This window comes from Chitinophaga sp. RCC_12 (assembly GCF_041360695.1).
In the GTDB taxonomy this organism is placed as follows: Bacteria; Bacteroidota; Bacteroidia; order Chitinophagales; family Chitinophagaceae; genus Chitinophaga.
On record NZ_JBFUPS010000003.1, the window covers coordinates 617,694 to 643,391 of the forward strand.

Below are 25,698 nucleotides of genomic sequence, written 5' to 3' on the forward strand. Positions count from 1 at the left end.
TCCCTTATCTATTTTTTAAATCTTAAATAAAATCAAATAAAAATCAAAATAAAATCAAAAAAGTAAAATCAAACATAATCAAAATCAAGCCAATCAGTATAATCAGCGTAATCCTGCTCCAAGACAATTTACCAGCGCCGAAGGCGCCCTCCGCTCTACGCATTCGCACGCACATGCGCCATAATCTTCTCCGCATGATCCCGCGAGTTTTCGATGAACCACACGTGGGTATTCATCCCCCCGCAAACCACGCCGGCCAGGTAGATGCGCGGCATATTGGTTTCCATGGTGATAGGGTTGTATGTGGGGAGTTTGAGATTGTCATCAGACAGCGCAATGCCTGCCTTTTGCAGCAGGCTGAAATTAGGCTGGTAGCCAGTCATAGCGATCACAAAATCATTGGCAATGGTAAGAGGACCATCAGGGGTGGCGATATCCACTTCCTTATCCCGGATGGCGGTAAGTGAAGAATTAAACCATGCTTTAATAGATCCTTCTTTGATGCGGTTTTCAATATCCGGCCGTACCCAGTATTTTACGCGGGAGCCAATGTCTTCCTGACGGATCACCATGGTTACGCGGGCGCCTTTACGGTAAGTTTCCAGGGCAGCATCTACGGCGGAGTTATGAGCGCCTATCACTACTACATCCTGTGTGGCGTAGAAGTGAGGGTCTTTGTAATAGTGTGTTACTTTAGGAAGATCTTCGCCGGGTATGTTCAGGAGGTTGGGAATGTCATAAAAGCCGGTAGCAATAACTACGTGCCGCGCATGATACATACTCTTTCTGGTCGTAACCGTATATTCGTTGGCGTTAGGTGTTACCTGCTCCACTTCTTCAAACAGTTTTATGTTCAGTTCATGTGAAGTGGCTACCCTCCTGTAATATTCCAGGGCTTCCGGCCGGGTAGGCTTCGGATTGATAGACACAAAGGGAACGTTGCCAATTTCCAGCCGCTCGGAGGTAGAGAAAAAAGTCATGTACAGCGGGTAGTTGTAGAGGGAGTTCACCACACAGCCTTTTTCGAGGATGATGTAACTAAGCCCCGCTTTTTTAGCTTCCAGTCCGCAGGCAAGACCAATAGGTCCTCCGCCGATAATCAATACGTCAAACGCAGCAGTCATACAATCATATTTTATTTACAGCGCTGCCATATAATCCAGCAGGCGGTACATGTTTTCAGTATTTTGCGTCAGCAGGTTCATATGCTGGCGGATTTTTTCTTCATTTTGCACAAACGGTCCACCGGCTGCAATGGCGCCGGCGCCGTGCAGGATCATTTCCTGCAAACTTTCTGCCGTTAATTCCATATGAAACTGGAGGCCAATTACGCGGTCGCCGTAAATGAATGCCTGGTGACTGCAAGCTGCGGACGCCGCGAAGCGGGTTGCGCCTGCCGGCACATCAAAGGTATCGCCGTGAAAATGAAAGGTGTTAAAGTGATGCGGCAGCACTGTTTCCAGTGGAGCCGCCTGGCCCTGAAAGCTCAGGTCCAGCGGGAACCAGCCGATTTCCGGCTGCGTGTGCGGGTATACGTTAGCACCAAGCGCCGCAGCAATCAGTTGTGATCCCAGGCAGATGCCCAATACTTTTTTATTTTGTTGGATAGCATCCCGGATAAGGGCTATTTCTGTAGTCATCCACGGATGATGATCCTGTTCGTATACGCCCATCGGTCCGCCCATGATGATGAGCCAGTCGGCCTCCGCAACGGCACTGGTATCGGTGTTTTCATACCAGCGGGTATAAGTTACCTGGTGTTGATGACGGTTGGCCCAGTCGGCGATGCAGCTTAATCCTTCAAAAGGCACATGTTGAAAGTAGTGAATATGCATATGCAGAACGCTAAAATGATGCACCGAAGATACGGCTGCTATTTCACTTCTGCTCTTACTACCCTTAAATATTCGTAGCCTTTCATCTGCTTACTCTTTTCTCCGAAATATTTTGCGCGGTAATCCCCGCCGCCGCCGTCATAGTGCAGCTTCAGGTGATGTAACTCCAGGAAGGCATACAATTCTTCCGGGCGGATACCGAAGTCCCAGTTCTCACCGGCGCGGCTCAGCAGCTTGTTGATACGCACAAATCCATAGAATGCCGAGGGGTTTTCCAGTACTGCTTTTTCTACATAGGTAAAGATGATCTGTGTACCCGGACTAAAATTTTTCACATGATGGAAAATCGTTTCCGCTTGTTTGGCTTCCTGCTTGGTGGTGATTCCTTCCCAGAGGAACAATGTTTTGTAATGCGCCCCGTAGAAGAGTTCCGGGAATACTTCCGAGATCTGCTGCGTGTTTAAATCCAGCTGCACATAATCCACGTGAATGGTTGGTAGTCCTACCAGGTCAGACAGTATTTTCTTCTTTGTATACTGGAGCGATGGATGATCCATTTCTACATAATGGAGTGGTACACCTACGTTAAGGCGGTGCGCCCTGGTATCAAAAGTAGCATTGAGGATGATCACCTGGTTAATGCCCTGCGATCTTACCGCATGCAGGATCATGTCGTCGATCAGCCTTGTTCTGGCAACAGCCGCAGTGAAGCTACCAGGCCAGCGGAACTGGATGCAGGCTGTCACTATTCTCCGGATGAAAGCGATGGTGCAACCTGCCAGTAAGATCTGATAGAATTTTGACAGGAATGCACTGGCAAACGGATCATACAACAAACGCTCTTTCTCAGGTTTCGTACTTTCTATTGCCCGGAATGCAGCCATATAGGTGCCGGATTTTGTGGCTGGGGACCGGCTCATAAATTACGTGTAGTCATCTTGGTTATTATGATAAATGCTGCCAGTATCACAAATGCTCGATGATCAAATATATGTAAAAATGATAATTGGGTTATCACGGGGTTTTCCCCGGTATCAGGCCAGGCAGCAGATGGCCAGTAAGGTACCGGTACTGATCAATACCCATAGTACTACCCCGTGAATCAATGGTTTACGCCCGATTCCCCGCAATGCCTCGCGGCTGAGATTGGTGCCTATCAGAAAAAGGGTGAGCGACAACCCCGTTTTAGCGCTTTTTACCAGGAAGGGGCCTGCCTGCTGGAACAGCGGAACCCAGGTATTCAGCAGCATGGCAGCAATGAACACCGCAATAAACCACGGGATCTTTATGTTACCTGCACCTGTTTTAAACAACCCGGTGGTCATAAATGCCACGGGAACAATCCAGAGGGCGCGCGACAGCTTCACTGTGGTGGCTACCTGGAGGGCCTCTTCGCCGTATTTGCTGGCAGCGCCTATCACGGAGCTGGTATCATGAATGGCGATGGCGCTCCACAGCCCAAACTGTTGCTGGGATAAATGTAATCCGTGGCCTACTGCGGGAAAAATAAAAAGAGCGAGTGCATTTAGCAGGAAGATGATTCCCAGCGCAACAGATATCTGTTTCTCACCGGCTTTCATTACCGGGGCAATGGCGGCAATAGCGCTGCCACCGCAGATGGCGGTGCCGCAGGAAATAAGATGGGCGGTTTTTTTATCGATGCCCAGCAGCTTACCCAACACCGCCCCGGTTAACAGGGTGCCTGCAATGGCAGTAACCGTAAAAAGAAAACCTTCACTGCCGGCTTTCAGCGCGCTGTGTACATTCATGCCAAAGCCCATTCCGATTATCGACAGCTGCAACAACCAGTGCGTAATGCGCGGAGTTACCGCAGTGAAAGGGTTACCGCTGGTTTGCGCCAGGGCAAATCCCAGCAACAGTGCCACCGGTGGGGTTACTACGGGCAACAGCGTAATGGCCGCTGCGGTAAGGAATATGATTTTCTGCGTGTTCTCCGGCAGCCAGGTGGCTATTGTCTTCTCTTGTTGCATACACGAACGTTTGTAATTGGATACAAAGGTCCGTATCGCTGCCGCGGAAGTCAAATGTCTATATGTGATAGGTGATAACCAAAAGTTATGGGATCAATCAACAGAAAGAATGAACTTATTAAACTTCACGGCGAAATCTTCTTTCAGGCTTTTATCGATGCCACTGAGGTAGTTCACCGTAAAGCCACGTTGCAACCTGCGCGGAGTGCCGCCATCGAGTTGAATGGGCCGGGAGTGCAGTACGCCTATCAGCTGTTTCCCCTGGAAAACAAGGGCCAGGCGATACAACGGGCTGGGATCATCGATACCGCTTTCATAGTTGAAATACAGCAGGTAGGGCTTGAGAGTGGTTTCTTCTTCCAGTTTGAAATTGTGGATAAAGGATTCCATATCGGCGGTACTGCGACCGGTATGTTGCTTCAGGTAGCTGCTTAAAGCAGATTCAATGATAGTGCCGCTACGGATACTTTTCTTTTGCGTATATCCGTCAATGGTAGCCCACATCTTTTCCCCGTTGGTGGCTACGGGCAGTTTGATATCGCGTTGCAGTACGCCTGCATCCACGCCGTTTACTTTTATTTTGCGGCCCTTGTGAAAAATGGGTTTGCTGTATTCTTCCTTCGTAATATCAAAATCTACGCTTACCGGGTACCAGTCTTTTTTCACCGGCGCACAACGTAACGGGATATAATCCACGAGGGTAACCAGTGGTTCTCCGCCTGGATTATTCAGTATGGTAGCAGCGCCATTGATTCTTTCGCCAACAATGGGAGCCTTGCTGCGTGCTGGTTTGGCAGCAGTGGTAGTAGCAGTTTTCTTATTGTTTTTGGCGGCGTTTTCTTCGTTATCGTATTTACTTGGTTTGTTATTCAGGTTGCACGATACCAGTAATACTGCCAGTGAGAGGCAGGATAAATATTTATTGAGATGCATATGAAAGTTACTGTTTTACGCGGATGGAAGGACTCCGGCTTCCACCCGCATGGCATCTGCACAAAGATTAGGCCTAGAATTCCGTGAATATAACGGTGTCGCCTATCTGCAGCCGGTGAACCTGTTTCATGGTGGAAAACGGATCCAGCGGCGACCAGTCCTGCGCAGTATAAAGTTGTATGGTTTTACCCGTCAGTTCTTTTTCCAGTGTTTTTAAAGATAGGTGGGTATTGGTTTTAGGGGAGATGTAATAGATCCTGGGATCCTGCTTCAGGTGAATAATAATGCCAGGAGGACCCGCTTTAATTTCTTTGACCACCCCGGTGGTTGGCGTGCAATTCTTTTTATCAGCCTTACGGGCAGAGGGAATACCGGAAATAAGCAATACCAGTATTAAAGAGGCCACCAGCAATAATGCGGTGGTACCTTTTTTGTTGGCTTGTTTTTTCATGATCCGTTGGCGTAAATCAGGTTATTTTATTTTTTATCCCCAGCTTCTTCCTCCCATTCGTCATCTTCTTCCCAGTCTTCATCCTCTTCCCAGTCATCGTCTGCATCATCATCGTCAATCAGTAAACTTTGTTCTGAGCCGGGTTCTATATGGTTTTCCCGCCAGTGAGCCACAATCTCGTCTGCTTTCTTTTGCACGGGGCTAAAGTCGGTAATAGGGGATCCTTCAAATTCAACTTCTACCTCAGGTAAAGCCTGGAGGGCATTGAAGCAATCCTGCAGTAAAGTGATAGTTGCGGGAGCATTGCGTAATGCGCTGTAAGATAGCCGTATAGCGTCGAACGGGCCGCTGTTATGAAATACTTCTTCCCCGTTGATCATGGGGAAAAGCCATATCAGTACGTCGTCGCCTGATTCTTCGCTGTTAAGGATACCAAAAAAATCATCGAGTTGTTCAAAACCCAATGGGGCCAGTTGTGCGAATGCTTTGTTCCTGGCCGGAAATTTAGGATTCTCTTCTCCTGTAATTAAGAATAATTCACCGAACCTGGGCTTCTCTTTTGCAGCGAACCTAAAGTCAATGAGGATATCGTTTTCCATTGATGGCTATTCTGTTTTCTACTGTAATTTAATAGTTTAATCGGAAGGCGTTGAAAAAATATTCTACTGGATAACGGCGGCCGCTATCCGGCGGTAAGCGTGCAGGTATTTGTTCAGGCGGGCAATATCTTTTTCCTTTACATCGGTCATACGCCTGATATCCATGTTATCCGTCAGGTCGTTGAGTTTAACCATACAGGCCAACCGGTTCTGGAGGGTACGGTCTACGAAGTGGTTGTAGTCTTCGTCTTCATCCAGTTTGGTCACACAGTAAAGGGCGGCCAGCAGGTGAGGGGCCAGGCCTTCTTTTTCAAGGTCTTCAAAAGTCCAGTCGGTGTCTTCTACCACATCATGCAGCACACCCACTATCTTTTCATCTTCGGTACGGCCCATTTGCATTACCCGGAATACATGCCCTATATAAGGCTGTCCGTATTTATCCACCTGGTCTTTATGCGCGGTGGTGGCTATTTCTATGGCTCTGCTCAGATTCATATAAAAAAATAAAGGGACTGCGATGGTTATCACAGTCCCCTAAAATTATGATTTATTTACATAAAATGATAACGTACAAATGCTTCCATGGCGGCATACTTCTGTAAACCCAGGCGGTCGTACAGGTCGGCCGTGTTGGCGTTACGGTCCTCCGCACGCTGCCAGAATTCGCGGAGATCGGTTCCCTGGAAAGGCACCACATCTTTCTGACTCTGGTGAATGAAGATACCCAAACGCTTCTGCATTACCTGGTCAGGACTCATTGGAACAGCCATTTCAATTTCATGTACCTCCCACTCCTGCCATGCGCCTTTATACAGCCATACCCAGCAATCTTTCGCCCAGTCTTCTGTTTTTACAATTTCCAGTGCGGCAAAGATCACATCCAGGCACACCTTATGCGTTCCATGCGGATCGGCAAGGTCGCCGGCGCAGAAAATCTGTTGAGGCTTCAGTTTACGAAGCAGTTCTACGGTCAGCGCCACGTCTTCCGGTCCCATGGGTTTCTTTTCCACCAAACCGGTTTCATAGAAAGGCAGGTTCATGAAGTGGGCGTTTTCTTCCGCAATACCTACGTAACGGCAGGTAGCTTTTGCTTCGCAACGGCGGATCAAACCTTTGATAGCGCGGATCTCAGGGGTATCTTTCTGGCTTGGCTTCTTGGTGCGGATGAATGCTTTCGCCTCATCCAGGATCAGGGAGCTTTTGCTTTTATCAATATCGAACATACCTTCAAAGCCTACGGCAAAGTCGATGAAACGCAGCAGGAACTCATCTGTTACGGCAATGTTGCCGGAAGTCTGGTAAGCTACATGTACATCGTGGCCCTGCTCATGCAGGCGGATGAAAGTACCGCCCATAGAAATGATGTCATCATCGGGATGCGGAGAGAAGATCAGTGCGCGCTTTTTAGCGGGTTCTGAACGCTCCGGGTGATTCGGCAACTGCGGACCAGGCTTGCCGCCAGGCCAGCCGGTAATGGTATCACGGATGGCGTTAAACTCTTCGATATTCAGCTCATAGGCAGAACCATATTGCACGATCAGGTCGTTCAAACCGTTTTCGTTATAGTCCTTGTCGGTGAGCATCAGGATAGGCTTGTTCAGCTTCAGCGCCAGGCTGGTCACTGCTTTGCGGATCAGACCAGGTGTCCATTCGCAATCGCCGGTAAGCCATGGTTCGTTGAAACGGGTCAGTTCCGCGGCCGCCTGTTCGTCAATCACAAACTTGCAGTTTGCATGCTGTTGCAGCAGGGAAGCAGGCACCTGGTCGGTACTGTGTCCTTCTACAGAACGGCGAACAATTTTGGATTTATGGGAACCCCACGCCATCAGTATGATACGCTTTGCCTTAAAGATGCTGCTGAGACCCATGGTGATAGCCAGACGGGGTACCTGGCTCATATTCGGAAACTCGTACGCATTGGCCAAACGGGTGCTGTTGTCCAGTGTAACGAGACGGGTGTGTGAATTAATATTGGCGCCTGGTTCGTTAAAACCAATGTGGCCGTTGTTGCCAATACCCAGCACCTGGATATCGATACCGCCTAATTCTTCAATACGTTTGTCGTAAGCCTCACAATATTTCTTGATCTGGTCCTTTGGAATAGTACCATCCGGAATGTTGTACTGGCCTTCAGGGATATCAACATGATTGAACAGGTGCTCTTTCATAAAGCGGTTATAGCTCTGTAAAGCATCCGGCTCTATAGGATAATATTCATCCAGGTTAAAGGTGATGACGTTTTTAAAGCTGAGTCCTTCTTCTTTGTGCAGACGTACCAATTCTGCGTACAGATATTTAGGAGTAGAGCCGGTGGCCAGTCCTAAAATACATTTTTGGCCGGCAGCCTGCCTTTCGCGGATCAGCGCGGCAATTTCCTGTGCTACTGCTTTGGAACCTTCTTTGGCAGAAGGATGAATTTCCACAGCAATTTGTTCAAAGCTGTCGATCAGTTCGATTTCCTGATGATTAATCGTCATTTGTAAACGTTTTTGATTAGATGCGGTTTAAAAACGAGCCGGAAAATTAAAGAATTTACTGCTAACGCGCATTATTATTTAGCAATATTTAAATTATATTTCTTTTAGCCTGTAATAAACCATTTAATATTTGATCTCGTTAATATGTTTGCATACAGCGGTTGAAGGCCGTATCATATATTTTGGTGTAGGAGTCATAAAATGAAAACCGTTCCGCATTTGCCGGGACGGTTTTCGATTTTAGTCTATAATAAGTTCATCTGCAAACAACCATGCGCCGTTGCCTGCTCCTGCTGCACCGGTAGGGATCTTACCAAAGTTCTGCATCTGCACCTTTACAAAGCGGCCGCGAACAGCCTGCAAATGGCCTCTGATCTTATTGATGCCCTGCTGCGCAAAGGTGTTTTGCTTGTACACTTCCTTAAATGTTTTACCATCGTCAGATACAGAAAACACTACCTGCTTCGGTGGGTAGATCCAGTCGCCCTTCACATTGATCGTATTAATGCCTACCAGGCGAATATCCTGCACACTGTCCAGCTCCACTACTGCTTCCATATCCGTTCCTTTAAAGCCAAACCACTCGTTGTCGTTATAAGCAGCATTGCCTTCCACTCCATTTACCAGCGTAAAGGTGGTAGCAGGACGGTGAGCAGCATCTGCTGCGGAAGCCATGCTTACCTTTTTAGCCAGTCCTTTGTGAAACACGAACGTCTGACTGTATTCGTTGCCAAAAGGTTTGCCCTCCAGGAATACCTGCGCCCGGAGCGTGCCGCTGCGGGTAATTTGTACAGGCGCTGTATAAGGAGTCGCCTGAGGGGTAGGGGCAGTACTATCGGTGGTGAAAAATATTTTACCGCCATCCAGTTTTGTATTCAATACCACTGCTACTCCGCCTTTACCATTATCGGTTACTTTACCGGTAACTTCAAAAACATGTTTGGCATAATTTACCTTCTTCAGGTCCAGCCTTTTTACATGTACTTTTAAACGGTCCACGAAGTTGTCGTAGTTGCGTTTATCCTTGGGCGACCACAACACTTCTGATAATGCAGCTGCACGCGGGTATACCATGTATTCCAGGTAGTTGGTATTGTTGATGTATTCTGTCCATACGTTGGCCTGTGCACCTTTAATGTATTTGGCTTCCTCGCTGCTCAGCTCTGCGGGTATGGGTTCGTAGGAATATACCTGGCTTACCGGCAGGAATCCGCCTATTGCCAGCGGTTCATTCGTGCCTTTGGATTGGTAGTGGTCAAAGTAGCAGAATTCGCCCGGCGTCATAATCACATCGTGCTTTTGTTTGGCTGCTGCAATGCCGCCTTCGATGCCTCTCCAGCTCATCACGGTAGCGTTGGGGGCCAAACCGCCTTCCAGGATTTCATCCCAGCCGATGATCTGCCGTCCTTTGCTGTTCAGGTATTTCTCCATCCGCTGAATGAAATAGCTCTGTAAAGCATGCTCATCTTTCAAACCTTCCTGCTTCATGCGCGCCTGGCATTTAGGGCATTTTTCCCAGCGTACTTTGGGAGATTCATCTCCGCCGATGTGAATATATTTACTAGGGAACAACGCCATCACTTCATCCAGTACATCCTGTAGGAAAAGATAAACGCTGTCGTTACCGGCGCAGTATACATCATCGTACACGCCCCAGCGGGTGCCTACTTCATACGGGCCGCCGGTGCAACCCAGGTTGGGATATGCGGTAAGCGCTGCCAGCGAATGACCCGGCATTTCAATTTCAGGAATCACCGTGATGAAATGATCGGTAGCATATTGCACTACTTCTTTCACCTGCTCCTGTGTATAATAGCCCCCATAAGGCTTGCCATCGTATTTATTATCGGCATACCGGCCGGCCATGGTTTCTTTTCTTTTGGAAGCTACTTCCTGCAGGCGCGGATATTTCTTGATTTCAATACGCCAGCCCTGGTCTTCTGTCAGGTGCCAGTGAAACGTATTCAGTTTGTGCATCGCCATCAGGTCGATGTACTTCTTAATAAAATCAACAGAAAAAAAATGGCGGCCCACATCCAGGTGCAGCCCGCGGTAAGCGAAACGCGGTGCATCGGTAATATTCACGCCTGGTACAAACATAGCGCGCGCTTTTTCCAGCGGCAGTAACTGGATCAGCGTCTGTACGCCATAAAAAGTGCCGGCGCCGCTGTTGCCTTTAATGGTAATGTTGTTGTGAGTCGCAGTAAGCGTATAGCCTTCTGCATTAGCACTGTCATTGCCGGTCTGTAACAGGATCGCATTTTTATCTCCCTGGTCTTTTACCGCCAGTTCATACCCCGTCAGTTCTTTGAGCCAGGCATTAAATAAAGCGGCTGTTTTTTTGTCGCTTTCATTATTGGCAACAATCACCGTTTGCTTGTCCAGTAAAAAAGAATCAGCTGTTTCGCTGACACTGGCAGGCATAGGAATGATGCTCACACTGCCTTTGGGCGCGGAGGGCTGCTGAGTGGTACAACTCCACAGTCCTGCTGCTGCCATCAGTAAGCACAGGTGAATTACTCTTTTCATTGTCATATAATGGATTGTTTTTTCTCTTATTTCATTTCAAGTTCGCACAACACCGGGCGATGATCGGATGCTACTGTTTCTTCAATGACACGTGCGCCGGTGATCGTCCACCGTTGTTTGGGAGCAATCATGATATAGTCCAGTTTTATTGTCGGCGAATCGGAAGGAAAGGTTGGTCCCATCAGGCTGCTGGCATCCGTAAATACCTGTTTCAGCACTTTTAGTTCCTTTGAGGCCGGCAGGGCGTTGAAATCGCCGGCAATAATCACCGGAGTAGCTGTGGCCCTGAAATAGTCTGCCAGTGCATTTGCCTGGGCAATACGGTCGGTAGCCTTTCTGCCTGCATCCAGGTGAGTGGTCACAAACTGCAGTGAACTATCTCCCGGCAGTTGAACGGTAACAATACCGGCAGCCCTGGGTTCATTGCCTTTTGCAGAAGGTAACATCACGGTAGTATTACTGCTGATAGGGAAACGGGATAGAATGCCGGTGCCGTAACCGCCGCCATCAAAATCCATTGATTTGGCAAAATAAGTGTACATGCCGGTGATGGAAGCCAGTTCTTTCAGCTGATCACTCTGGCTGGTGCGGCCGGTAACGCTGTCTACTTCCTGCAACGCCACCAGATCGGGATTAGTAGCCAGTATTACATTGGCAATTCCCTGAAGATCCAGTACCTGTTTCATGTTTTCCCCGTGATGAATGTTGTAGGTGAGCACCTTTACTTTTTGTGTTTGCGCAAAAAGGGTACAACCTGCAAAACATACCACCGTAAAAAGCAGCATTTTTTTCATATCCATATCATTTGAACGCTTCCGTCACTGGCCTTCCGGTCCACACCTGCGGTGTTTTCAACCCAAAGATCCAGGCAAGAGTAGCAGCGGTATCGTAGGTCACCACGCTGCTTTTGATCTCTTTATTTTTTGCCACACCAGGGCCACGGATGATCCAGGGAATCTGCATTTCTTCCATCGTTTTGCCGCCATGTCCTTTCTTGATGCCGCCATGATCGGCTGTCAGCAGGATGATGGTATTATCCCACATCCCCGCATCTTTCACTGCCTGCAGAATTTTTCCGAGCAACACATCATTCTTTGCTACCTGGTCGAAGTAAGACTGTATATTATGACCAATATTATGCCCGGTTCCATCGGGTTCATCAAAATGGATGAACAGGAAGTCAGGTTTCTTTTCTTTGATATATGCTACAGCCGCCGTAGTAGCGAGGCTGTCGTTGTCGTGTGTGCCAAGCTCCTTGTTGACCGCTGCTTTCGGAAACAAATAACCGATACCCTCCCAGCTGTAAATAACGCCTATCTCTGCCTTTGGTTTTTGCTCACGTAAAATCGTGTATATAGATGGAAACATACCATACTGATCCAGCTCGCGGGAAGGCAGTTCCGGTTTCCGGCTGTCCCATTCTGTATAACCGTGTACTTCAGGACCGGCGCCCATCACCATAGAAGCCCAGTTAACCGCACTTGAGGAAGGCAATACACTGCGGGCCTGTAAGGTCCACGCACCGTCCTGCATCATTTGTTTCATATTGGGGTTGTCCACTTTCGGAAAGCAGTAAGCGCCGAAGCCATCCATGCCTATCAGGATAACATGCTTTACCCCTTTGATCTGTGCCTGCGCGAAGAATCCGCCAAGCAACAAACCTGTTGCAATGATCAGTTTTTTCATTTTCGTTGTTCACTTTTAGGCTAACACACGTCAGCCTGCAATTAATAATGGGTTTTCAATAAATCTTTAGCTAAACAGAGCGACTAAGATAGTAATGTTTTCTCGCCTATTTCACGTATTAATGTTACTTCTTTTTTCTGTGTGGCAGAGATGCCATACTCAGGAACGCCGGGAATGCCGCCCATGCTCACATTGGGATTGCGATAGATCATCCCGCTTTCTTCATAGGCTTTTGCGGAAGTATGATATTCCGTAACACCGGTAGCTGTAATCAGCTGGGCAATATTGCTGGCACGAACACCGGAACCGGCCATAATAGCGATGCGGTCGCTCGCCCTTTCCACCAGCTCTTTCAATAGGGACGCGCCTTCCAGCGCAGTATTGCGCGCACCGGAAGTAAGGATCCGTTCACAGCCGATAGAAATAATATCTTCGAGGGCTTCAAACGGGTTGTCTGTCATGTCAAAGGCGCGGTGAAACGTAACGCCCATCGGCCATGCCAGGTCAACAAGTATTTTGCACCGTTGTTTATCTACCCGGCCATCAGGCAGGAGGATACCAATAACCACACCGTTGCAGCCCAGTTGCTTGCTCAGCTCAATATCGCGTTTCATTACTTCAAACTCCAGGTCGGAGTAAAGGAAATCGCCACCACGCGGGCGGATAATAGGGTAGAGGTCTATTTTTACTTTTTCCCTGGCCAGCGCAATGGTACCATAGCTGGGCGTAGTACCGCCTTCCAGCAGGTTGTCACACAGTTCTATCCGGTTTGCGCCGCCTTCTTCCGCTGCAATGCAGGATGCTACTGATCCCGCACATATTTCGAGGGTGAAAGACATAAAAAATAGCTTTTGAAAATGAGGTACCAGTACAGGGATCAGCCACAACGGTTAATCCCTGCCTGCTAAAAATGATGTTTCCCGTCAATTAACACATTGCTGGTATCACTGGTGCACACCGCATAGCTAAAGCCTTTCTGGAGGCAATAAGCGCCATGCTCTCCTTTTTTATTGAGGGCCAGGAAACCAACCTGGATTTCTTTTGCTTTGGAAGGACTTCTTTTCACAATACGGTCTACCGCTTCTTTACAGGCCTTTTCCGGCGGATATCCCTGACGCATCAGTTCCACCACCAGGTGGCTGCCGACTATTTTGATTACTTCTTCTCCAACACCGGTGCTGGTAGCAGCGCCAATTTCATTGTCTACATATAATCCTGCGCCAATGATGGGAGAATCGCCCAGGCGGCCATGTAGTTTAAAGGCCATGCCGCTGGTAGTGCAGGCGCCGGACAGGTTGCCGTCGGCGTCCATTGCCACCATGCCTATTGTATCGTGGTTGTATACATTCCCCGGCAGCATCAGCGGATTAAACGCGGTGGCGCCATTGGTGGGTGTGTACGATTTGTTTTCTATGTTGATAATAGGTTTATATTCCGATGTTTTCAGCCATTCTTTCCATGCTTTTTCTGATTCAGGCGTCAGCAGGTTCTCCTTCTGGAAGCCATTGGCCAGTGCAAACTGTAATGCGCCATCGCCAACCAGCATCACATGCGGCGTTTTTTCCATCACCAGGCGGGCCACAGAAATAGCGTGGGTTACATGTTCCAGCGCGCCTACAGAGCCGCAGTTACCATGTTCATCCATGATACAGGCGTCGAGCGTAACACGGCCGTCTCGGTCGGGGTAACCGGAGAAACCAACGGTGTGGTTGTTGGGATCTGCTTCCGGGATCTTTACGCCTGCTTCCACAGCATCCAGTGCGCGGCCACCTTTCTTCAGGACCTCCCACGCAGCAGCATTGGCTGCACGGCCAAAGTCCCACGTAGATACCACAATCGGCTTTCCTTTTACCGGTCCGCGTTTTCCCTGTGAACGTGCAGGCGTTCCCGTTACTCCGTCCAAAGAGAAAACAGCGGCGCTGAGGGCCGCTGTTTTCAGGAATGATCTTCTATTACTCATATAAAGCATTTTATACTTTTCTGCTTCCGCTGAAAGCTAGTCTTTCATTTCCCATGCCAGCGCACTGGCGCCCAGAATGGCTGCATCGCTTTCTTTCAGTTCAGAGAACAGCAATTTAACCTTATTCTGGAAAATAGGAAGCAGGTTCTTCTCCATATGCTCCCGTACCGGTTTCATGATGAGGTCTCCGGCTTTGGTTAAGCCGCCGAACAGCACAATGGCTTCGGGGCTGGAGAACATCACGAAATTGGCGAGGGCTTCACCGAGTATTTTACCGGTGAACTCATATACTTCCCTGGCAAGCGGATCGCCTTCCATGGCTGCTTCGTAGATGAGCTTGGAATTGATTTCTTCGTTGGTATGCTCCCGCATGATGCTGGGTGTATCCGGGCGGTTAGCCAGGAATTCTATGGCGGTATTGGTAACGCCGGTGGCAGAAGCATACGCTTCCAGCGAACCATGTGCTCCGGTACCGGCATGCAGCCTGCCGCCAGGGATCACGATACAGTGACCCAGCTCTCCGGCAAAACCATCATGACCATAAATCAGCTGCCCGTTGGCTACAATGCCGCTTCCTACACCTGTACCCAGGGTGATCACGATAAAGTCTTTCATACCCCTGGCAGCACCATAAATCAGTTCTCCCAAAGCTGCCGCATTGGCGTCGTTGGTGAGTACGGTGGGCAAACCGAATTTCTGCTCCAGCAAACTGGCCAGCGGTACTACGCCTTTCCAGCGCAGGTTGGGCGCATATTCTATATTGCCGGTGTAGTAGTTGCCATTAGGAGCGCCTACCCCGATACCTTTCATGTTTTCGATGCCTCCCGCTTGTTCAATAAGCGCGGACAGGTGTTCGTGCAATTCATCCAGGAAGCCGGTTACATCTTCGTGCTGATTGGTTAACATCCGACCATCACATATAATATTACCCCTGCGGTCTACAATACCAAATTTGGTGTTAGTACCCCCGATATCAATGCCCACCGCTAACTGCTGACTCATAATCAATTCCTTGAGATTTTAAAATGGTTTTAACTCTAAATGCGAAGAACGCGAGATAAGCAAAGCACAGCGCCGGAATAACATAAGAGGCGTGGATACCAATGCTTGCAATGTCTGCCAGACCGCCCTGTACAGGAGGAATGAGCGAGCCACCGAGGATCATCATTACCAGGAACGCAGAACCCTGACCGGTATATTTACCCAGGCCTGCGATAGATAATGCGAAAATGCTTGGCCACATCACAGAGCAGAATAATCCGCCGCTGATAAATGCAAATGTAGCCAGCTGACCGGTGGTAAATAACCCGATCAGAACAGAACCAACACCCAGCAAACCAAAGATGGTGAGGGTTTTGGCAGGTTTGTCCTGGCCGGCAAAGAAGCCAATGATCTGTACCACTATACAGATGACATATGGATATAAAACACTGATATCATTGCCCTTGATGCTGTTGGCGCCGAGAATAACACCATAAGCCACAAAAGGAACAATTACACAGAGAATATTACGGGTGGTTTTAGATACGTTAAATACGCTGATCGCGCCGGTCCAGCGGCCAATCATCATACTTCCCCAGAACAGCGATACATAAGGATCCAGTTCTGATTCTGCCAAACCTTTTACAGTGAGGAAACCAGGATGCTTCAGCAACGCGCCGAGATTACTGGCAATGGATACTTCCACACCCACATATATAAAGATGGCCAGCATACCCAGGATCAGCTGCGGATACTTCATCGCACCCCAGCCTTCACTATTGTTGGCAGATGCCATCTTGGTATAGAAGAGGATACCGATAATACCCACAATACCGGCAATGAACATGGGCAATTCAAATTTCAGCACCAGTCCCAGGAGGATCAGTATGAACATAAATGTGATAGCCAGTAATGACTTCGTAGCCTTGGGCGAAGATTCAAAACCTTCTGTGTCCTGGCTTTCCGGCATCTTCACAAAAGCAAAAATAGCAGCCGCAATCAGGAACAATGCAATAAGCAGGAAATATAAAGTATTGATCTTGCTGATATCCGTACTTACTTCGCCGCCTTTAATATTACCAAACAGCAACATGCTCACGATAATGGGTCCGATGGTAGTACCAAAGGAGTTGATACCTCCCGCGAGATTCAGGCGGTGTGTACCTTTGGCAGGATCTCCCAATAAAATAGCAAATGGATTGGCAGCGGTTTGTTGCAGTGAAAATCCTAAGGCCACAATAAATAAAGCCATGAGGATAAGGGCAAAATATCCGAACGTAACAGTTTGTTTATAATCTGTATCCAGTACCGTAATTATCTTTTCCAGGTTGGCTTTTGTGAAACTGGCAGCATATTGTTTATGCTCGTCATCTTTTGTAAAACCACCGGAAACTGCGGAAATTAACTGCGGATTCGTGGTGTACTTTTCAGCGGATTCATTGCTGCTGATCAGGAGCGAATAAGTGTCGGGGTCTTTCTCACGGCGGATCTTCACCTGCCTGTCGGAAGTCTGTAACTGCTGCTCTACCTGGAAACCGCTGATGTCAGCAATGGTTTCTTTAATAGGAACAATCTTTTCCTTATTCACACATGGAATCATAATCACGGAGCCAAGCACCGAAATCAGCAACCCGTAAATAATACCCTTCTTGTACCCGATCTTGTTGAGGATATCCACTTTTCTTGCGGTGGAAGCCAGGTATAGGATCAGCGAACCTATAAAATAGGCACTGTAAAAAGAGAAGTCGATCAGCTGTGACTCCAGCTGGGTAAGGTTAAAGTGAGATTTGCAAAACGGGATAAAGATACTGTTGGAAGCAGCCAGAAATCCCCAGAAAAAGAAAACCAGAATAAGCACAAAGAACGAAGGATGGGTGCTTTGTGCGTTTTGTTTTGATTGCTCAGTCATAAACGTGTTAAGTTACGGTGAAATTTTGCCGGTTAAATGTATAATTATTTTTTTAAAATTTTTTAAAAAGTCAAAATATTCTTGCAATTTAGTGATTGGGTAAAACGTTTTAGCAAAAATAATTGCGAAATATACAAGAAATATAAGAGAAGTTTAATTATGTTCGTGTTTATCAAAAAAAATAATTCTGACAGCTTATGTCCAACCAAACAGTAACAATGAAAGTCCCTTCCAAACAGGCCGGGTATGCGCAATCAATGGCCATCATCGGCATATTGTTTTTCGTATTCGGGTTTGTTACCTGGCTCAATGGAACACTGATCCAGTTTTTCCAGATCGTATGTGAACTGAACGTTTCCCAGGCGCTGCTGGTAACCATGGCCTTTTATATGGCCTACTTCTTCCTCTCTATTCCTTCTTCCTTTATCCTGAACAAAACAGGTTTCAAGAATGGGATGGCCTTAGGACTCCTCATCATAGCCATCGGCTCCCTGGTGTTTATTCCTGCCGCCAACGCACGCAGCTTTGCCATGTTCCTCACCGGCCTGTTCATCCAGGGTGCGGGATTATCATTGCTGCAAACCGCTTCCAACCCTTATGCCAGCATCATCGGACCAAAGGAAAGTGCGGCCAAACGTATCAGTATCCTCGGTATCTGTAATAAAAGTGCAGGCGCCCTGGCCCCATTGATCCTCAGCTCTATTGTACTGAAAGGAGCCGACAAGCTGGAAAAAGATATCGCTGCTGCGGTAGATGCAGTTCAGAAAAATGCTTTACTCGATAGCCTGGCTTCCCGCGTAATCGGACCCTATGTAGCTATCGCCATCATATTAACTATACTGGCGTTTCTCCTGAAACGTTCTTCTTTACCGGAAATAGATACCAATTCGGAAGATGCTGCCACCGCAGCAGCTACCACCGGTAAAACAAGCATATTCCAGTTCCCTCAGCTGTTACTGGGCGTACTCTGCATCTTTGTATATGTAGGCGTGGAAGTAATGGCCGGCGACGTAATCGGTCAGTACGGAAAAGCCCTCGGCATGAGTGTGGATGATACCAAGTACTTCACCACCTTTACCCTTGTAGCCATGCTGGCAGGTTATGTAATAGGTATCGCTACCATCCCGAAATACCTCACCGGTAAAAAAGGATTACAGATCTCCGCTATACTGGGCGTACTGTTTACTGCAGCCGCCTATTTCACTACCGGCGTCTCCGCGGTAACATTCATCGCTTTACTCGGACTGGCAAACGCGCTCATGTGGCCCGCCATTTTCCCAATGGCAATCGACGGACTCGGACGCTTCACCAAAATTGGCTCCGCCTTACTGGTAATGGGTATCGCCGGTGGTGGCGTAATCCCGCAGATCTACAGCGGTATGTTCGACCAGCACAGCATGTTCAGCTTCCTTTACAGCAGCAGCATCGATTTCAGACACGCATTCCTGTACTGCATGGTGCCCTGCTACCTGTACATCCTGTTTTATGCCCTGGTAGGCGATAAAGTAGGCAAGAATTAACTACTCCTGATATTTTTTGAAAGGTTGTTCCGATTTTCGGAACAACCTTTTTTTATTCTCAATCATTTTTATATTTTTAGGTGTAAATTTTACGTTTAATAATCTTTTAATGATACAAGAAACCAGGGAGCAGTTTATCCACTTATTTGAAAAAGAGCCACTGATGGTCGTTTCCCCCGGACGAATCAACCTGATCGGTGAACATACAGATTATAATGATGGTTTTGTTTTACCCGCAGCTATCGATAAAAAAATTGTATACGCCATCGCGCTCAACAATACACAGCAATGTAATGTACACGCCGTTTTTACCAACGAAACCGTGTCGTTCAGCCTGGACGAGGTAAAGCCAACCCCCGGATGGATCAACTATCTCATGGGGGTAGTGTATCAGCTGCAGGAACGCGGACTACCAGTACAGGGTTTCGACTGTGTACTGGCCGGCGATATTCCCGTAGGCGCAGGCATGTCCTCCTCCGCGGCAGTGGAAGGTGGCCTCGTAGCCGCACTGGACCACATCTTCACATACGGACTGGATCGCATGCAAATGGCCCTCATCGGCCAGAAAGCAGAACATACTTTCCCGGGCGTAAAATGCGGTATCATGGACCAGTTTGCAAACCTGCATGGTAAAAAAGACCAGGTAATGCGCCTCGACTGCCGCAGCCTGGAATTTGAGTATTTCCCTTTCAGCTTCCCCGATTACAAAATAGTGCTGTGCAATTCCATGGTACACCATTCACTCGCCTCCTCGGAATATAATGTACGCAGGCAGCAGTGTGAGGAAGGAGTAAAGGCTATCCAGGCAAATCACCCTGCCGTGAAATCCCTGCGCGATGCAGATATGAATATGCTCAACGAAGTACGTACACAGCTTTCTTCCAAAGTATACGACCGCTGTAACTATGTGATCGCTGAAATACAACGCGTACAGGATGCCACCGCACTGCTCAGGAAAGGCGACCTGCAACAGTTCGGCGAACTGATGTATGCCACCCACGAAGGACTGAGCAAACTCTATGAAGTAAGCTGCCCCGAACTGGACTTCCTCGTATCGCTTGCCAGGGAAAGAAATGAAGTGGCCGGCGCCCGCGTAATGGGCGGAGGCTTTGGTGGTTGCACCATCAACCTCGTAAAATCCGATAAGGTAGATGAATACGTTTCCTTCATCAAATCCCGGTACCAGGATCAATATGGCAAGGAACCGGAAGTATATGTAACAATTATAGAAGAGGGGGTTTCCATTATTGACTAGGCGCCTCCGGCGCTGCGGATTTTGTCTTGGCTCAGGATTACGCTGATTTTACTGATTAGCTGGATTTTTACTTTTTGATTTATAAAGGATTAAGGGAGATAAAAGCGAATATATCCGCTTCTATCTCCCTTAATTATTATTAAAAAATCTAAAAAATCAAAAAAAATCCAAAAGTAAAAATCCAGCTAATCAGTAAAATCAGCGTAATCCTGAGCCAAGACAAAATCCGCTGCGCCGAAGGCGCTCCTCCGCTTAGTACTGGTCGTCCAGTGCGAAGATCGGCGTTCTGTTCATCCAGCGGCCACGGGTGAAGTCCGGAATGAACTGCACGCTGCCGCTTTCTGCCACGGATTGCTCACTCAGCGGGGTGATAGCGTACCAGGTAGCCATGTCGTATACATCCAGCGGGTAAGGTGCGCCACGTTTGATACACTCCAGGAAAGAGTTGAGTACAAACCAGTCCATGCCACCATGACCTGCGCCTGCGGCATCGTTGGCATACTTTTTCCACAGTGGGTGGTCGTATTTTCCAAAGTAGCTGTTGGCGTCTTTAAAGTCGCCGGTCTTTTCCCACTCGTCGTATTTACTTTTCTTTTCCACGTAAATAGATTCCTGGTCATCCATCCACAGGCCATTGGTACCCTGAACACGGAAGTTCAGTGAGTAAGGACGCGGGGAGTTGGTGTCGTGCGACAGCATGATCGTTTCACCATTGTTGGTTTTGATCAGGGTAGACACGATATCGCCCAGTTTGAATTCTACTTTTGCATTTGGATGGTTTTCACCGCCATTGTCTACAATGTATTTATGCAGACCACGGGATTTGGTAGCCACGGATGTCAGCGACAATAAGCGGTTACCACGGTTAATATTGATATAGTTGTTGATAGGACCCAGGCCATGGGAAGGGTACAGGTCACCGTTGCGATGCACAGAGTGGTTAGTTCTCCACTTGGCTTCTGACAGCGCCTTTTCTCCGAATTCCACACCACCGCCGTAATACTGCTTGCCGTTGTTAAACTTAACGCCACGCAGATCATGCTGGTAGCCACCCTGTAAGTGGATAAGCTCACCAAATAAACCCTGGCGTACCATGTTCAGTACCGCCATCACATCCCTGCGGTAACATACGTTTTCCATACCAAATACGGGGATACCGGTTTCTTCACTGGTGTTTACCAGCTCCCAGCATTCCTGGATATCTGATGCGCCGCAAACTTCCACCGCCGGTGTTTTTCCTGCTTTCATACAGGCCACCGCCATGATAGAATGCCATTCCCAGGGAGTAGCAATAATCACTGCGTCGATGTCGTCGCGTTTCAGCATGTTGCGGAAATCTTCCGGACCATTCGTGTATTCAGCTACTTTTCTTTTGCCGCCGTATACCTTTTCGATCATGGCACGCACCTTCGGGAGGGTGTAGGCGGTGTCAGGATCTGCGAAAGCAACTACTTCCGCATCTTCACGATGGAGACAGAAATTCAGGTGACCGAGTCCGCGGGCGCCAACACCAATCAGACCAATTCTAACTTTTGGTTTCTTTTCGTTGGCAAATAATTTGGCAGAAGAGCCGAGCATAGAAAGTCCTACGCCAGCTGCTACCGTGTTTTTCAGAAAACTTCTGCGATGCAGTGGATTTTTATTCATTGTTCAAAGTTTATCAGCGTATACATTATACGTCTTAGGAGGGACTAAATTTATAAAAATTGATTTATCTAAACCAACCCAATAGGGAATAATCTTACATTTTTGTGATAAACGGCGCAGAATTGTGGCTTATTTCGCGCTACAGACGGGCAAAAGCGGATCAAGTCCACCTCAAAGGCGTATCAAAGGAGTATCAGCCTCGTGTCAAAGGCCGGTTTAAGCTAAAATTGAATTAATAATAGGGAATTTGAGATTGAATGATTCTGATTATCTGCTATATCTTCGCTCACATCGTAATCTGTAACTTTTATTTCCGGCAATGAAGAAAAACACGTTACTCCTCGCGGGGCTGCTAGGCTTTAATATGGCAATGGCCCAGGAAATCAAGCCCTATGGCGCCCTGCCTTCCAAAGCGCAGGTATCCTGGAATGACATGGAATATTACATGTTCATTCATTTTGGTCCAAACACTTTCACCAACAAAGAATGGGGACATGGAGATGAAGATCCGAAAGTATTCAATCCTACCCACCTGGATGCCCGTCAGTGGGCACGTACCGCCAAAGCGGCCGGTATGAAAGGAATTGTGATCACCGCCAAACACCATGATGGCTTTTGCCTGTGGCCCAGCAAGTACAGCACCCACACTGTCCGCGAAAGCGCCTGGAAAGATGGCAAAGGAGATGTGCTGGCAGAATTGTCTGCCGCCTGTAAAGAGTACGGTCTGAAGTTTGGCGTGTACCTCTCTCCCTGGGACCGCAACCATCCTGAATATGGCAAGCCCGGTTACAACCAGGTGTTTGCCAATACACTTAATGAAGTGCTTTCCAGCTACGGCCCTGTATTTGAACAGTGGTTCGATGGCGCCAACGGAGGGAATATTAAACAGCCGTACGACTGGAACCTGTTCCATAGCGTAGTATATAAAAATCAGCCCAATGCAGTCATCTTCAGTGATGTAGGCCCGGGCTGCCGCTGGGTAGGCAATGAGAATGGTATTGCCGGCACCACCAACTGGAGCACGTTGAACGTAAAGGGTTTTGCACCGGGCGCCAACGGCCCGGCCACCAAATCACTCAATGAAGGTAATGAGGACGGCGAACAATGGATCCCAGCAGAATGCGACGTATCCATCCGGCCGGGATGGTTTTATAGCCCGGAAACAAACGATAAGGTGAAGTCCGTGTCCTCCCTGCTCGATATCTATTACGGCTCCGTGGGCCGCAACGGTAACCTGATCCTCAATGTGCCGGTCGACCGCGATGGTCTTATCCACCCCAACGACTCCACCCGCCTGATGGAGCTGCGCCGTGTGCTGGATGCGTCTTTCAAAACCAACCTGGCAAAGCAGGCCGTAGTAACAGCTACCCATACACGCAGCAACAATAAAGCGGTGAAAGTATCGCACCTGAATGATGGCACCAACACCACCTACTGGGCCACCACCGACGATGCCACTGCTACCACTATTACGCTAACCTATAAACAACCAATTACGTTCAACAGGCTGGTGCTGGAGGAATACATTGCATTGGGTCAGCGAGTGAAAGCCTTCAACGTGGAGGTGCTGGAGCAGGGCGCCTGGAAGCAGGTTACCAATGAAACCACCATCGGCCACAAACGTATACTGCGTTTGAAAGATTACACCACCACCCAGGTGCGTATCAATATCCTGGATGCCAAGGCGGCGCCGGTGATCAGCGAAGTGCAGCTGTATAAGGCGCCGGGATTGCTCACCCTGCCACAGATAGGCCGTACCGCCGACGGAAAAGTATGGATACACAGCGAATCCGGCGATACCGATATTCACTACACCCTGGATGGCAGCGAACCTACCGTGAAGTCGCCGAAGTATATATCCGCAGAAAGTACAACAATCAATCTGCCCTTGGGCGGTGTGGTACACGCCAAAGCGTTCCTGGACAACGGCAAAACTGCCAGCGAAACAGTGACCGCTACCTTTGATATCGCTCCTGCCAAATGGAAAGTAATTTCCCCGGAAGCGGCCACCAAAGACAATGACCCTGCTAAAGCCATAGATGGCAACACCGCTACTATCTATGTGACAGGCAATAAAGGATACCCGCATGAGTTGCAGGTGGATCTGGGCGAAACCCTTTCCCTGAAAGGATTTACCTACACTCCGCCCACTGGCGAAGGTATTATTTATGGTTACGGATTTTACACCAGCACCGACGGCAAAAACTGGGGCAGCCCTGTCGCCAGCGGTCAGTTTGCCAATATCAAAAACAACCCGGTACAGCAAACAGTGGCTTTCAAAAAGACTAATGCCCGCTACATCCGCTTTGTGGCCACTTCGCCCGCAGACGAAAAGCAGGCGCAGGCCGCAATTGCCGAGTTGGGCGTAATTACCCGGTAACAGCGCAGCGGAGGTTGTCTTTCTCAGGATTACACTGATTATACTGATTAGCTGGATTTTTACTTTTTTGATTTTTTAAGATTTTGGGAGATAGAATTAGATATTCCATTTTTATCTCCCTATATATATTATTATATAATTAAATATATTTCTTATTAAAATCAGTATAATCAGCGTAATCCTGAGAAAGACAACCTCCGCTTTATCTCCCCAAATCCTTTAAAAATCCAAGTGATCAATCCTTATAATCAGTATAATCAGCGTAATCCTGAGAAAGACAACCTCCGCTTATATCTCCCCAAATCCTTTAAAATCCAAATGATCAAATCCTTATAATCAGTGTAATCAGCGTAATCAGCGAGAAAGACAACCTCCGCGTTTGTTAAAATTCTTCTCTACCCAAAAAAAATTCGACTATTTAAAAGGATATTGTTATAACTTTGCGGATAATCTAAAACTAAAGACAATATTTATAACAATTTAACGCTGAACTGAAGTTGGAAAAAACCGCAACTCATACCAACATTTCTGCATATCATCCCGCTTTCATCGAGGGGGTATATTCTGTTGGGTTCAATGTCTTTAGATTTCTTTCCCGACGACCTAGAATTTGATAGCGCTTGTCTGAATATGACCGCTATCGCACCGCGATTCCCCAATCCTCCGGTGAACCTTTCCAGCGATGGAATTTCAAGTTAGTTTATTGATTCACGATTTCAATTTAAAAAGTTGGAAAATCAACATATCATCGTTAGGGTAGCCACTCCTGACGACGTTCACTATTCAAATACCATCACAAACGAGATGGAATCGTCTGCAAAAGCAAGAGGAACGGGCATTGCCAAGCGTTCTCCTGACTATGTAGAGCTGAAAATGAAGGAAGGCAAAGCGGTAATTGCTGTTACCGACAAAGACGAATGGGTAGGCTTCTGCTATATAGAAGCCTGGGGTCATGAGAAATTTGTGGCAAATTCAGGTCTGATCGTTAATCCCGCCTTCAGAGGCCACGGTGTGGCTAAATCAATTAAAAAGAGAATATTCGAGCTGTCAAGAGAGAAATACCCCGATGCCAAGATCTTCGGTTTAACCACCGGGCTGGCAGTAATGAAAATCAACTCCGAACTCGGATACGAGCCGGTAACCTATTCCGAACTCACCGACGACGAAGAGTTCTGGAAAGGCTGCAGAAGCTGCGTAAACTTCGATATCCTCACGGCAAAAGACAGGAAAAACTGTCTGTGTACCGCCATGCTGTACAACCCGCTGGAAAAACTGAAGGAAGCAGAAGAGAAAGCAATGTCCGAAAAAGCCACTGCTGCAGCACCACAACCAGAACCACAATTTTCTGTAAGCGCCAGCGGTCACATACACCACGCCAGACGTCGCCGCAGATTTAAAGGAAACATAAAGCTCTACGAGCGATGGTTACGTTTTAAAAGATTTGTTTTGCTGAAAAGCAAAAAAGAAGGTGGGGCCACCGGGTCTAAAAAGAAATTTTTCCTGTTCTGACTACAGGACCGTCAATATTGTTATCTGGATTTATAA

General features: G+C 47.8%; 20 protein-coding genes and 1 pseudogene. 4 read left to right on the forward strand and 17 right to left on the reverse strand.

Annotated elements, in window-relative coordinates:
• Nucleotides 1–155: 155 nt before the first annotated feature.
• The 16 genes and pseudogenes from AB6805_RS12190 to AB6805_RS12265 all read right to left on the reverse strand — a co-directional run bounded on the left by AB6805_RS12190 (nucleotide 156) and on the right by AB6805_RS12265 (nucleotide 17,351).
• Nucleotides 156–1,124, reverse strand: coding sequence for a YpdA family putative bacillithiol disulfide reductase (locus AB6805_RS12190; protein WP_370909699.1), 969 nt, complete (start codon nucleotides 1,122–1,124; stop codon nucleotides 156–158).
• Between the two features lie 15 nt (nucleotides 1,125–1,139).
• Entirely contained in the window at nucleotides 1,140–1,835 is a 696-nt protein-coding gene (locus AB6805_RS12195) for a type 1 glutamine amidotransferase (protein ID WP_370909700.1), read from the reverse strand.
• Between the two features lie 38 nt (nucleotides 1,836–1,873).
• Nucleotides 1,874–2,755, reverse strand: a complete 882-nt coding sequence (locus AB6805_RS12200) for a class I SAM-dependent methyltransferase (protein WP_370909701.1) — start codon at nucleotides 2,753–2,755, stop codon at nucleotides 1,874–1,876.
• Between the two features lie 114 nt (nucleotides 2,756–2,869).
• Nucleotides 2,870–3,826: a YeiH family protein gene (locus AB6805_RS12205; protein WP_370909702.1), complete on the reverse strand. Its 957-nt coding sequence runs from the start codon at nucleotides 3,824–3,826 to the stop codon at nucleotides 2,870–2,872.
• A gap of 93 nt (nucleotides 3,827–3,919) precedes the next feature.
• Nucleotides 3,920–4,759, reverse strand: a complete 840-nt coding sequence (locus tag AB6805_RS12210) for a hypothetical protein (RefSeq protein WP_370909703.1) — start codon at nucleotides 4,757–4,759, stop codon at nucleotides 3,920–3,922.
• Nucleotides 4,760–4,832: 73 nt separating this feature from the next.
• A complete protein-coding gene (locus tag AB6805_RS12215) occupies nucleotides 4,833–5,210 on the reverse strand; it encodes a hypothetical protein (RefSeq protein WP_370909704.1) in 378 nt (125 codons plus the stop codon).
• Between the two features lie 26 nt (nucleotides 5,211–5,236).
• Nucleotides 5,237–5,809 carry a hypothetical protein gene (locus AB6805_RS12220; RefSeq protein WP_370909705.1) on the reverse strand — a complete coding sequence of 191 codons (573 nt, stop codon included), beginning with the start codon at nucleotides 5,807–5,809 and terminating at the stop codon, nucleotides 5,237–5,239.
• Between the two features lie 63 nt (nucleotides 5,810–5,872).
• A complete protein-coding gene (locus tag AB6805_RS12225; protein ID WP_370909706.1) occupies nucleotides 5,873–6,304 on the reverse strand; it encodes a phosphohydrolase in 432 nt (143 codons plus the stop codon).
• 56 nt (nucleotides 6,305–6,360) lie between these two features.
• Nucleotides 6,361–8,292, reverse strand: a pseudogene (nagB, locus tag AB6805_RS12230) (glucosamine-6-phosphate deaminase); the annotation flags it as partial.
• Between the two features lie 234 nt (nucleotides 8,293–8,526).
• Complete coding sequence (locus AB6805_RS12235) at nucleotides 8,527–10,821, reverse strand: beta-N-acetylhexosaminidase (protein WP_370909707.1); 2,295 nt, start codon at nucleotides 10,819–10,821, stop codon at nucleotides 8,527–8,529.
• A gap of 20 nt (nucleotides 10,822–10,841) precedes the next feature.
• Entirely contained in the window at nucleotides 10,842–11,609 is a 768-nt protein-coding gene (locus AB6805_RS12240; protein WP_370909708.1) for an endonuclease/exonuclease/phosphatase family protein, read from the reverse strand.
• 7 nt (nucleotides 11,610–11,616) lie between these two features.
• On the reverse strand, nucleotides 11,617–12,501 hold the full coding sequence (locus tag AB6805_RS12245) for an alkaline phosphatase (RefSeq protein WP_370909709.1): 885 nt from the start codon (nucleotides 12,499–12,501) through the stop codon (nucleotides 11,617–11,619).
• Nucleotides 12,502–12,584: 83 nt separating this feature from the next.
• Complete coding sequence (locus AB6805_RS12250) at nucleotides 12,585–13,340, reverse strand: copper homeostasis protein CutC (RefSeq protein WP_370909710.1); 756 nt, start codon at nucleotides 13,338–13,340, stop codon at nucleotides 12,585–12,587.
• A gap of 65 nt (nucleotides 13,341–13,405) precedes the next feature.
• Nucleotides 13,406–14,461 (reverse strand): N(4)-(beta-N-acetylglucosaminyl)-L-asparaginase, encoded by a 1,056-nt coding sequence (locus AB6805_RS12255; protein ID WP_370909711.1) that lies wholly within the window; start codon nucleotides 14,459–14,461, stop codon nucleotides 13,406–13,408.
• Between the two features lie 36 nt (nucleotides 14,462–14,497).
• Complete coding sequence (locus AB6805_RS12260; RefSeq protein ID WP_370909712.1) at nucleotides 14,498–15,463, reverse strand: ROK family protein; 966 nt, start codon at nucleotides 15,461–15,463, stop codon at nucleotides 14,498–14,500.
• Nucleotides 15,435–17,351 carry an MFS transporter gene (locus AB6805_RS12265; RefSeq protein WP_370909713.1) on the reverse strand — a complete coding sequence of 639 codons (1,917 nt, stop codon included), beginning with the start codon at nucleotides 17,349–17,351 and terminating at the stop codon, nucleotides 15,435–15,437. Before AB6805_RS12265 ends, AB6805_RS12260 begins: the two co-directional genes overlap by 29 nt.
• A 197-nt stretch (nucleotides 17,352–17,548) precedes the next feature.
• Between AB6805_RS12265 and AB6805_RS12270 the strand changes: the two genes are divergently transcribed.
• Nucleotides 17,549–18,871, forward strand: coding sequence for a sugar MFS transporter (locus tag AB6805_RS12270; RefSeq protein ID WP_370909714.1), 1,323 nt, complete (start codon nucleotides 17,549–17,551; stop codon nucleotides 18,869–18,871).
• A 109-nt stretch (nucleotides 18,872–18,980) separates the two neighbouring features.
• Nucleotides 18,981–20,126 (forward strand): galactokinase, encoded by a 1,146-nt coding sequence (gene galK, locus AB6805_RS12275; protein WP_370909715.1) that lies wholly within the window; start codon nucleotides 18,981–18,983, stop codon nucleotides 20,124–20,126.
• 252 nt (nucleotides 20,127–20,378) lie between these two features.
• Here galK and AB6805_RS12280 read toward each other — a convergent pair whose 3' ends face one another.
• Entirely contained in the window at nucleotides 20,379–21,773 is a 1,395-nt protein-coding gene (locus AB6805_RS12280; RefSeq protein WP_370909716.1) for a Gfo/Idh/MocA family protein, read from the reverse strand.
• A gap of 319 nt (nucleotides 21,774–22,092) precedes the next feature.
• On the opposite strand from AB6805_RS12280, the gene AB6805_RS12285 reads away from it, so the two are divergent.
• Both AB6805_RS12285 and AB6805_RS12290 read left to right on the forward strand, forming a co-directional pair.
• On the forward strand, nucleotides 22,093–24,153 hold the full coding sequence (locus AB6805_RS12285) for an alpha-L-fucosidase (RefSeq protein ID WP_370909717.1): 2,061 nt from the start codon (nucleotides 22,093–22,095) through the stop codon (nucleotides 24,151–24,153).
• Nucleotides 24,154–24,882: 729 nt separating this feature from the next.
• A complete protein-coding gene (locus AB6805_RS12290) occupies nucleotides 24,883–25,662 on the forward strand; it encodes a GNAT family N-acetyltransferase (RefSeq protein ID WP_370909718.1) in 780 nt (259 codons plus the stop codon).
• The last annotated feature ends 36 nt before the right edge of the window (nucleotides 25,663–25,698 follow it).

Excerpts from the sequence above, each read along its gene's own strand:
- AB6805_RS12190 (WP_370909699.1), bottom strand. The coding sequence starts at position 1,124 with ATGACTGCTGCGTTTGACGTATTGATTATCGGCGGAGGACCTATTGGT.
- AB6805_RS12195 (WP_370909700.1), bottom strand. The coding sequence starts at position 1,835 with ATGCATATTCACTACTTTCAACATGTGCCTTTTGAAGGATTAAGCTGC.
- AB6805_RS12200 (WP_370909701.1), bottom strand. The coding sequence starts at position 2,755 with ATGAGCCGGTCCCCAGCCACAAAATCCGGCACCTATATGGCTGCATTC.
- AB6805_RS12205 (WP_370909702.1), bottom strand. The coding sequence starts at position 3,826 with ATGCAACAAGAGAAGACAATAGCCACCTGGCTGCCGGAGAACACGCAG.
- AB6805_RS12210 (WP_370909703.1), bottom strand. The coding sequence starts at position 4,759 with ATGCATCTCAATAAATATTTATCCTGCCTCTCACTGGCAGTATTACTG.
- AB6805_RS12215 (WP_370909704.1), bottom strand. The coding sequence starts at position 5,210 with ATGAAAAAACAAGCCAACAAAAAAGGTACCACCGCATTATTGCTGGTG.
- AB6805_RS12220 (WP_370909705.1), bottom strand. The coding sequence starts at position 5,809 with ATGGAAAACGATATCCTCATTGACTTTAGGTTCGCTGCAAAAGAGAAG.
- AB6805_RS12225 (WP_370909706.1), bottom strand. The coding sequence starts at position 6,304 with ATGAATCTGAGCAGAGCCATAGAAATAGCCACCACCGCGCATAAAGAC.
- AB6805_RS12235 (WP_370909707.1), bottom strand. The coding sequence starts at position 10,821 with ATGACAATGAAAAGAGTAATTCACCTGTGCTTACTGATGGCAGCAGCA.
- AB6805_RS12240 (WP_370909708.1), bottom strand. The coding sequence starts at position 11,609 with ATGAAAAAAATGCTGCTTTTTACGGTGGTATGTTTTGCAGGTTGTACC.
- AB6805_RS12245 (WP_370909709.1), bottom strand. The coding sequence starts at position 12,501 with ATGAAAAAACTGATCATTGCAACAGGTTTGTTGCTTGGCGGATTCTTC.
- AB6805_RS12250 (WP_370909710.1), bottom strand. The coding sequence starts at position 13,340 with ATGTCTTTCACCCTCGAAATATGTGCGGGATCAGTAGCATCCTGCATT.
- AB6805_RS12255 (WP_370909711.1), bottom strand. The coding sequence starts at position 14,461 with ATGAGTAATAGAAGATCATTCCTGAAAACAGCGGCCCTCAGCGCCGCT.
- AB6805_RS12260 (WP_370909712.1), bottom strand. The coding sequence starts at position 15,463 with ATGAGTCAGCAGTTAGCGGTGGGCATTGATATCGGGGGTACTAACACC.
- AB6805_RS12265 (WP_370909713.1), bottom strand. The coding sequence starts at position 17,351 with ATGACTGAGCAATCAAAACAAAACGCACAAAGCACCCATCCTTCGTTC.
- AB6805_RS12270 (WP_370909714.1), top strand. The coding sequence starts at position 17,549 with ATGTCCAACCAAACAGTAACAATGAAAGTCCCTTCCAAACAGGCCGGG.
- galK (WP_370909715.1), top strand. The coding sequence starts at position 18,981 with ATGATACAAGAAACCAGGGAGCAGTTTATCCACTTATTTGAAAAAGAG.
- AB6805_RS12280 (WP_370909716.1), bottom strand. The coding sequence starts at position 21,773 with ATGAATAAAAATCCACTGCATCGCAGAAGTTTTCTGAAAAACACGGTA.
- AB6805_RS12285 (WP_370909717.1), top strand. The coding sequence starts at position 22,093 with ATGAAGAAAAACACGTTACTCCTCGCGGGGCTGCTAGGCTTTAATATG.